The sequence below is a fragment of the Pedobacter sp. 05L430 genome (assembly GCF_056397585.1).
Genome location: NZ_JBFTNT010000322.1, coordinates 1 through 8,089, shown reverse-complemented (window position 1 = coordinate 8,089; position 8,089 = coordinate 1). Strand labels below are relative to the sequence as shown.

11 protein-coding genes are annotated in these 8,089 nt (G+C 36.1%); 5 read left to right on the top strand and 6 right to left on the bottom strand.

The window, feature by feature from the left end:
* Positions 1–1,521: glyceraldehyde-3-phosphate dehydrogenase (locus tag AC1DG9_RS23705; protein WP_477635358.1), on the top strand; the 1,521-nt coding region annotated here is incomplete at its 5' end.
* Here AC1DG9_RS23705 and AC1DG9_RS23700 read toward each other — a convergent pair.
* Positions 1,518–1,784, bottom strand: a complete 267-nt coding sequence (locus AC1DG9_RS23700) for a hypothetical protein (RefSeq protein WP_048904470.1) — start codon at positions 1,782–1,784, stop codon at positions 1,518–1,520. The genes AC1DG9_RS23705 and AC1DG9_RS23700 overlap by 4 nt on opposite strands.
* Before the next feature lie 123 nt (positions 1,785–1,907).
* Here AC1DG9_RS23700 and AC1DG9_RS23695 point away from each other — a divergent pair, with 123 nt between their 5' ends.
* Positions 1,908–2,840: a M20/M25/M40 family metallo-hydrolase gene (locus AC1DG9_RS23695; RefSeq protein ID WP_172660488.1), complete on the top strand. Its 933-nt coding sequence runs from the start codon at positions 1,908–1,910 to the stop codon at positions 2,838–2,840.
* A 7-nt stretch (positions 2,841–2,847) separates the two neighbouring features.
* Here AC1DG9_RS23695 and AC1DG9_RS23690 read toward each other — a convergent pair whose 3' ends face one another.
* From AC1DG9_RS23690 to AC1DG9_RS23670, 5 genes are all read right to left on the bottom strand, one after another.
* Entirely contained in the window at positions 2,848–3,300 is a 453-nt protein-coding gene (locus AC1DG9_RS23690; RefSeq protein WP_477635357.1) for a S41 family peptidase, read from the bottom strand.
* Between the two features lie 113 nt (positions 3,301–3,413).
* On the bottom strand, positions 3,414–4,145 hold the full coding sequence (locus AC1DG9_RS23685; protein ID WP_477635356.1) for a PDZ domain-containing protein: 732 nt from the start codon (positions 4,143–4,145) through the stop codon (positions 3,414–3,416).
* Positions 4,146–4,191: 46 nt separating this feature from the next.
* Positions 4,192–4,806: an HAD family hydrolase gene (locus AC1DG9_RS23680; RefSeq protein WP_172660490.1), complete on the bottom strand. Its 615-nt coding sequence runs from the start codon at positions 4,804–4,806 to the stop codon at positions 4,192–4,194.
* Positions 4,806–5,135 (bottom strand): ATP-grasp domain-containing protein, encoded by a 330-nt coding sequence (locus AC1DG9_RS23675; RefSeq protein WP_172660491.1) that lies wholly within the window; start codon positions 5,133–5,135, stop codon positions 4,806–4,808. Before AC1DG9_RS23675 ends, AC1DG9_RS23680 begins: the two co-directional genes overlap by 1 nt.
* Before the next feature lie 3 nt (positions 5,136–5,138).
* Positions 5,139–5,789, bottom strand: coding sequence for an ABC transporter ATP-binding protein (locus AC1DG9_RS23670; RefSeq protein WP_172660492.1), 651 nt, complete (start codon positions 5,787–5,789; stop codon positions 5,139–5,141).
* Between the two features lie 121 nt (positions 5,790–5,910).
* Here AC1DG9_RS23670 and AC1DG9_RS23665 point away from each other — a divergent pair, with 121 nt between their 5' ends.
* From AC1DG9_RS23665 to AC1DG9_RS23655, 3 genes are all read left to right on the top strand, one after another.
* Positions 5,911–6,540 (top strand): hypothetical protein, encoded by a 630-nt coding sequence (locus tag AC1DG9_RS23665; RefSeq protein WP_172660493.1) that lies wholly within the window; start codon positions 5,911–5,913, stop codon positions 6,538–6,540.
* The gene (locus tag AC1DG9_RS23660) at positions 6,540–6,836 is read left to right on the top strand and encodes a winged helix-turn-helix domain-containing protein (protein WP_172660494.1); all 297 of its coding nucleotides are present in this window, start codon (positions 6,540–6,542) and stop codon (positions 6,834–6,836) included. The genes AC1DG9_RS23665 and AC1DG9_RS23660 overlap by 1 nt, the downstream gene beginning before the upstream one ends.
* 377 nt (positions 6,837–7,213) lie before the next feature.
* The coding region (locus AC1DG9_RS23655; RefSeq protein WP_477635355.1) for a DUF4153 domain-containing protein at positions 7,214–8,089 on the top strand (876 nt) is incomplete at its 3' end.

The following is an 8,089-nucleotide window of genomic DNA, read 5'->3' as shown; positions in this document are numbered from 1 at the left end:
GAAATATATAAAGTAAAAAAGATCGGGTATATACCCGATCTTTTTTACTTTTGTGACGTTCTAACCAAATTTAACCGCATGCTAAATAAGTACCAATCGGAGTTTCAAAGCTGGATTGAAAAGGAAAAAAAGGCAATTCAATTAATCAATATCGTAGGACAGCTATGGTTCGATAAATCAATTGAACTGGTACTATTCAGAAAACCTTTGTTTGACATAGGTAGCAGCGAGATACTTTCCTACCATCAATACGCCAAGGAAGTTAGTGGGAAAGACATTAACATTTATGAAACACTGGAATTAGCTAAAACAATAGCAAACAGTAACCTGGCACCTTCCAGGATTGACATTGGAAGATTAGCTGCAGAATGGCTTGAGGACAATAACACCAATATCCAGGATTTCGTAATTGGCAAGCTAAGCAAGCACATCGGCAAAGATAAGATCAACTTAAAACCTAAGGACGTAATATTGTTTGGATTTGGCCGTATTGGGCGCATCGCTGCAAGAGAATTAGTTTTGCAGGCCGGAAAAGGAGAACAATTACGGCTACGTGCAATCGTAACCAGAGGTCACAGCGACGAAGAGCTCATTAAAAGAGCTGAACTAATGCGCACAGATTCTGTTCATGGCCCATTTAATGGTACTATAATCGAGGATTTTGAAAACCATGCACTAATTATAAATGGGCAAACCATTTATTTCGTTGAAGCTGAACAGCCGGAAGACATAGATTACACTGTTTATGGGATTCAGGATGCCCTGCTAATTGACAACACAGGAATTTTCCGTGAACGGGAAGACTTAAGCAGACACTTGCGGGCAAAAGGAATAGCAAAAGTGTTGCTTACTGCCCCAGCAAAGGGTAATGTACCCAATATTGTTGCTGGCATTAATGATTTAGAGATTGATTTTGATAAAGAAACTATCTTTTCTAACGCATCGTGCACTACCAATGCCATAGTCCCCGTATTAAAATTAATAGACGATTGTTTTGGAATTGAAAAGGGGCATATAGAAACGATACATTCCTATACAAACGACCAAAATCTACTAGATAATTACCATAAAAAATACCGGAGAGGTCGCGCCGCAGCATTAAATCTAGTAATTACCGAAACCGGTGCAGATAGGGCTGTAGCGAAAGTACTTCCTCATTTAGGAGGCAAATTAACAGGGAATGCAGTACGTGTTCCTACGCCCAACGTATCACTAGCCATATTAAATCTGTCACTAAACAAAGTATCATCAAAAGAAGAAATCAGTGAGATATTGAAACAGGCCTCCCTTTTTGGGAATCTGTCTGAACAAATCGAATATTCAATTTCCAATGAATTAGTAAGTACAGACCTAATCGGCAATAGCCATTCGGCTATTATAGACGGGCCTGCAACCATTATGGCCAAGGACAACAAGTCTGTAGTAATATATGTATGGTACGACAATGAGTATGGTTATACCAGACAGGTTATCCGTCTCGCCAAAAAAGTTGCAGGCGTAGTTAGGCTAACTTATTACTAGAAATCTATATCAATAAGGCTGCTTAGTGGGATATGAACCCCGCTCTTTAATTGAAGGTATCTTTCTGTAACAGACCAAACGGTAGTACTAACTGTTTTTGGCCCCTCTGTAGTGTTAAATGTAATATCCGCTTTTGATTTAAATTCGTTTCCCAGTCGTTGCGCGGAGTTTAACTTATCTCTTAATTCTTCTGTGTGATTCTGATCGGCTGAAACGATTTTACTGATATCTATTGATTCTTTTTCTATTAATTCCCCTAACATAGTATTATGACTTATTCTTACTTAAATATGCATTTAATCTATTTAAATAACAATAGGACATGAAAAGAGTTACAAATATCATTCTATATCTTTACTTTAGTATTATATACCAATCATAGCAAAATGAGACTCTACCCTTTAATATTCCTTAGCTTATTGTTAAGCTGTAGTTCTGTAAAAAAAACAGATGCTCAAGCTGGAAGTCAGCTACTTAAAGATGTAGAAGTATTATCTTCCGATGCTTATGAAGGGAGAAAAACGGGAACAAAAGGTGGCGAAAAGGCACGCGTTTATATAGCATCCCGATTTAAAGAAATTGGTTTAAAAACTTTACCAACATTTTCTGGTTATGAGATGCCATTTACCTATACAGGCAAAAAAGGAACTGCCATTGAAGGCAAAAACATGCTTGCATATGTAGAAGGAAAGAGTAAAAATATAATAGTTATATCTGCCCATTATGATCATATCGGCATTATAAACAATGAAATTTACAACGGTGCCGACGATAATGCTTCGGGAATTGCGACATTATTGAAACTCGCCTCGCACTATACAAAGAATAAACCCGACCATACTTTAATTTTTGCTGCATTTGATGCTGAAGAAGCCGGTTTACAAGGAGCCAAAGCCTTTATAAAAAATCCGCCCGTTCAACTTGAGAATATCAAACTCAATATAAATATGGATATGGTAAGTCACAACGACAAAGGCGAGCTTTATGCTTGTGGTACATTTAAATACCCTCAGCTAAAACCATCTGTTTTTAGCAAGAATTCTAAAGTAAAAATAATTTTAGGTCATGACGACCCAAAGTTGGGTAGCAACGACTGGACAAATCAAAGTGATCATTCGGCTTTTAACGACAAGGATATACCTTTTATTTATTTCGGAGTGGAAGATCATAAGGATTATCATAAGGCTACTGACGAGTTTAAAAACATCAATCCTGCATTTTTCACCAATGCAAGTGAGGCAATACTTGAAATAACCCAAAGGCTAGACCATCAGCTCTATTTGAAGTCTGTAATTAACGAAAAGAAAACAATAAATTAAGTGAGGGTTATTTTCGATTTTCAATCATCCCAACAAATTCACCACTTGATTTACCTCCAAGTGCCTGCAAACGTGTTGATTTAGTTCTATCTGCAGTGGTAGCTACTTTTGCCTGACTGGTGACTGCTATGCCTGGAGCCAGGATATTAATGGCTTCTGCAGTACAATCATCTTTAGGATTACCAAAATCATACATCACATCTCCAGAAGCAAACTCATATCCTTTAACATCAGGAACCATTCCAGTATAATAACCACCGCCACCCGCAGAGTTTTTAGTTTCAAACATTGAAAAGTAAACATCATACTTGTTCTCCAGGGTTATAGGAAAAAAGCCAACTGGTTTTCCATAAGAAGTCTCTCCTACCAACTTAACAGTCATATGAGGTTTAAGACTGTTTATTACAAGTTCACTAGCAGAAGCGGTATACTGTTCAACAATAAACACCACATTCTTCACTCCGGTTAAATTTCCTGTTTTCTGGAATGTAGTGGTATTGCCGCTTACGGTATAATCATCATCAAAATATGTSCCAACGGCTTGCCCATCATCATTAACAGCTGGCTGATTCTTTAATATCGTAGCTTTTTTATGCTCTTATATACGCTCTTATTTAATGTTTTAGTGAAACTTACATTCCCCTTTTTTCCAGCAAGAGTTACCGTAGCTCCCTCAATTGCACTTTGGATTTTATCTATTTCTCCATTAAAGTTAGTTCCATAGGTAACTCCATTTACAGATGTAATTTCATCACCTCTTTTAAAACCAGCTTTGGCTGCAGGAGAATTTGGATAAACTGCGGTCACGAAGATATCATAGTCTGAATTAGACGGCCCAAAATAGCCGAACCTTAATCCAACATCATTACCGTTTCCTTCTAAGTCAACAGATAACATTATACCAGGTATACTTGCAGTAGGATTTTTATCGGCTTTGTCAAAAATATAGGAATACTTTGGATCCGTGCTATTTGTTAAATAATCCGGAGATTTTGATGCCTTAACTATATTAAACAAGTTAGCTTCGTACTTTTCAAGGTTTGTTCCGCCTGTAGCACTATATTGTCGAGGCTCAAAAGCATCGTATGTAGGCAAGGATTCATTCCAGAAATAAACTTCTTTAGCATATAGAAATAAGGAATCATTTGTTAGATCTACCCTATTTGTTGTAGGAGTTTGCTTGGTATTTTGCGAAACCTGCGGTTCCGGATCAGGTGTAGTTTTATTTTTTTTACATGCACTGAATACAATGCAAATCCCCAACACCGAACCAATTACGTAATTTTTTACAAGGCTATTTTTCATTTAAATCATTTTATCACCAACACCCGGTTCGGAGGTATAAACGTAATCAAGATACTAATAGTTTATCAACATTCAAATAATCAACACCTACATTTATAGCACAATCTTCATCTGGTTTTATCTTACCAATCATTAGCACATCTTCTTTCTTCAAACTATGCTTATCTAAAATCAGTTGAATCCCTTCTGGAGAAGGTTTAAGCGCGGTTTCAGCAGCAAAATAAACAGTAAGATAGTTTTCTAATCCATGCCATTCCATTTGCTTAATCTTATTAAGCTGCATCATAGGATCGCCATTTGTGAATATAAATATTTGCTTACGTTCAACAGTGATTTCCTGCAGCAAGCTAAGCATCTCATTAAACATCAACAGCTTTAAGGGCAAACGCGCGCTTAAGAAAAGCAAATCAAAATTTACTTTATACTTTAATGGTATATCAAATTGGGTTGCTGTTTTCTCAAAAATATCCTCATTACCTGTTGCAAGATAAGTTTGCTGCATACTTTTAAGGATTTCATCGGCGCTTATTTGCTCTGCATATTCTATAAATTGAGCAAATAAATAATAAACCTGTAACAAGTAATCCTTTTGTGGATAAAGGACATCATCCAGCTCAAAAACAAATGCTTGCTTGTTGTTTAAATAACGTTCAAATGCCATTAAATATTAGTTAAATGGATGATCTGATCTTTTTCGGGCATTAGCACCTGAATATTAAACTCCTCAAAAAGGATTTTCGATTTTAGTATATCGGCAATCTCAAATTCATGCAAAGGTAAAACAGCATCTACCCCCTCGTTGAGGCAATGATTTAACAAATTATGAGCTATAATTTCATCATTTCGCTCCCCTAAAGAAATGAAATAGTATCGTGCAGATGGAAAAGAAGGCACATCCCCATAATCAGCCAGTACAATATGATCATCTGCAAAAGTTTTAATCAGTTTTAGCGACTGAGCAGATTTCCCTCCCGTTATTAATATCTTCAAAACTTAAATAATTAAACCATCTTTCATTGTAACCACCCTATCGCTAATCTTAGCCAGATCTTCATTATGTGTAACAATCACAAAAGTCTGTTTAAAATTATCTCTAAGGGTAATAAAAAATTGATGTAGTGAGTTGGCGTTTGCCGAATCCAAATTACCGGATGGCTCATCAGCAAGAATAATTGCCGGATTATTTATCAGTGCTCTTGCTACAGCAATACGTTGTTGTTCGCCACCAGATAATTGATTAGGCTTATGGTCTGCCCTATCCTTTAAACCCAAAAGATCAAGGAGCTCAGTTGCCCTTGCTATTGCTTGTTTTGTAGGCACCTTAGCTATAAATGCAGGGATACAGATGTTCTCAAGTGCAGTGAACTCAGGTAAAAGATGATGAAACTGAAAAACAAAACCGATATTCTTATTTCTAAAAACACTTAACAATTCGCCTGAAAGCTTGTTGACCTTAGAACCATTAAGTTCTACCGTGCCATCGTCGGGCTTGTCCAGTGTACCTAGAATATGGAGTAAGGTACTTTTCCCTGCACCCGAAGCACCTATAATACTTACAATTTCGCCTTTTTTGACCTCAAAATCTACTCCTTTTAATATGGGTAGATTTCCATAAGCTTTTTTTATACCTGTGGCTTTTAGCATAAGTGCAAACTTACAAAAACATAGCACAAGGTTAAACAAATATGATGCAACAAAAAAAACCTAAATTTTTCTTGGAAGTTCAGATTTATCATTTAACTTTGAAAAACAAAGTACTTTTAAAATGAGTAACAAGGAAGAACAGCTAAATGCATTGAACGACATCAAAAAAATGATGGATCGTTCATCAAGATTTATTTCTTTAAGTGGGCTATCAGGAGTTTTCGCTGGTTTYACTGCGCTGGTGGGTGCTTACCTTGCTCATTTAGAAATAGCAAATAGTGTAAATGGCACTTATGAATATGGTTTTACTGAGGATGATCTGGAAGCCAATTTAATTAAAATTGGTCTGGGGGTACTCGTTGTTGCGCTTATAGGTGGTTTTCTTCTTACACTTAGACAAACCAGAATAAAAAAGCTTCCATTCTGGGACAGAACCTCTAAAAATCTATTGATCAATTTAGCAATTCCATTATTTGCTGGAGGTTTATTTATTATTGGCCTTCTTCTGGCCCACCCCGGGACATATGGCTTAATAGCACCTTCTTGTTTATTATTTTATGGGTTGGCTTTAATTAATGCCAGTAAGTATACTTATACCGACATTCGCTTTCTCGGTTTCTGCGAAGTTGTACTAGGATTGGTAGCGATGTTTAATATTGGATACGGACTCTATTTCTGGGCTTTTGGTTTTGGTGTACTTCATATTTTTTATGGATTGCTGATGTATTTTAAGTACGAAAGGACTAAATAATGAAGAACCCGATTGGAGCCCTTAACAAGATATTTGATAGTCGGATAAGACTAGGCGTGATGTCTATTTTGATTGTAAACGACAGTATCAGTTTTAATGAACTGAAACAAATGCTGGAACTTACAGATGGCAACCTCGCCTCTCACCTGAACACTTTGGAACAAGCAGAATATTTAAAAGTTCAAAAGTCATTTATTGGAAAAAAAACAAACACTACATATATACTTACAGATCTGGGTAGGCAAGCATTTAAAACTCATTTAGATGCTTTAGAGAAGATGATTAAAAGTCTTTAATTTTTTTTATCTACTTACTTTGAAATGCAAAGCACTTTTGAAAAATAAAAAAATGGAAACAACGTCAATTAATCAAATTACAACCATTGCCAAAGAATGCACTAAATATTCATTTGTTGCAGGATCTGCACTCTTCTTATTGTATTGTCTTACAAAATTCAGCCCCTTAGTTCCAGTAGGTCTCTTATACATCATACTTGCCCTAGTGATCAACTCAATTATCTTTATGAGTTTATTGATTACAATAATCGTTCACCCTGAGCATTGCCTTACACTCTTAAAAACAGCAGTTGTTATGCTATTTAACCTCCCTGTAGCTTTTGCATACATGTGGATAGTTACAAATCATCTTTAATCTAAAAACAATCTACACTCACATGAAACAGCGGATAGACCTACAGCTCCTTGCAGCAATTGGCGGCGGCATTCTTTTCAACTTTCTTTTCTGGATGGAGAAACAAGCCCTTAACCTACTTATTTACACACTTTTTTTAATCATCATAACTTTACTGGATCGGGAAAAGTCTAAAACTAAAAAGTACTACATTTTTGCTGGCAGTCATCTTCTGGCTGCAATAATGGTAGTTGTCAATCAATCAGATCTTAATATCATCACCTGGTATATCACTTTTGCGGTTATGATAGGCTTAATTCATTTCCCTTTATTACGGAATATTTTTACCGTATTGCTCGCCGCATTTTTACAGATTATTACGGCCCCGATAAATCTTTTAAAAAAAATAATGGCCATTCACTTTGGGGACCTTTCTTTTAAGCCTGTCTTAAAAATCGTGAAGTACACTATTATCCCCTTTTTCGCCATCATGCTGTTTAGCATACTTTATAGTGAGGCTAATACTGTTTTTGCCAATTACCTTAATCGGATTACTTCTGGTATAACCACATTTATAAACAACATGGTTGTTTTCCTATTTCCAGAATTAAGCTTTGAACGCTTCATACACATTGTTCTGGGAATTGTGTTGAGCGCAGGAGCTTTTATCAGTTTAAAAAGGCTTGAACTTGAAAAAATTGAAGCTGGTTTTGGTGAGCAGTTAGTACGAGAACACAGGAATAAAACAAGCAACTCAATTGCCTATATGTTGATCGAAGTTTTTGCCGAAGGTTTGTTGAAACGGATGATGGCTTTAAAAACTGAGAATATCATCGGTATTATTTCATTTACAGCCTTAAACCTTCTATTGCTTTCATTAAACACCATCGACATAACTACATTATGGCTGGGTAAAAAT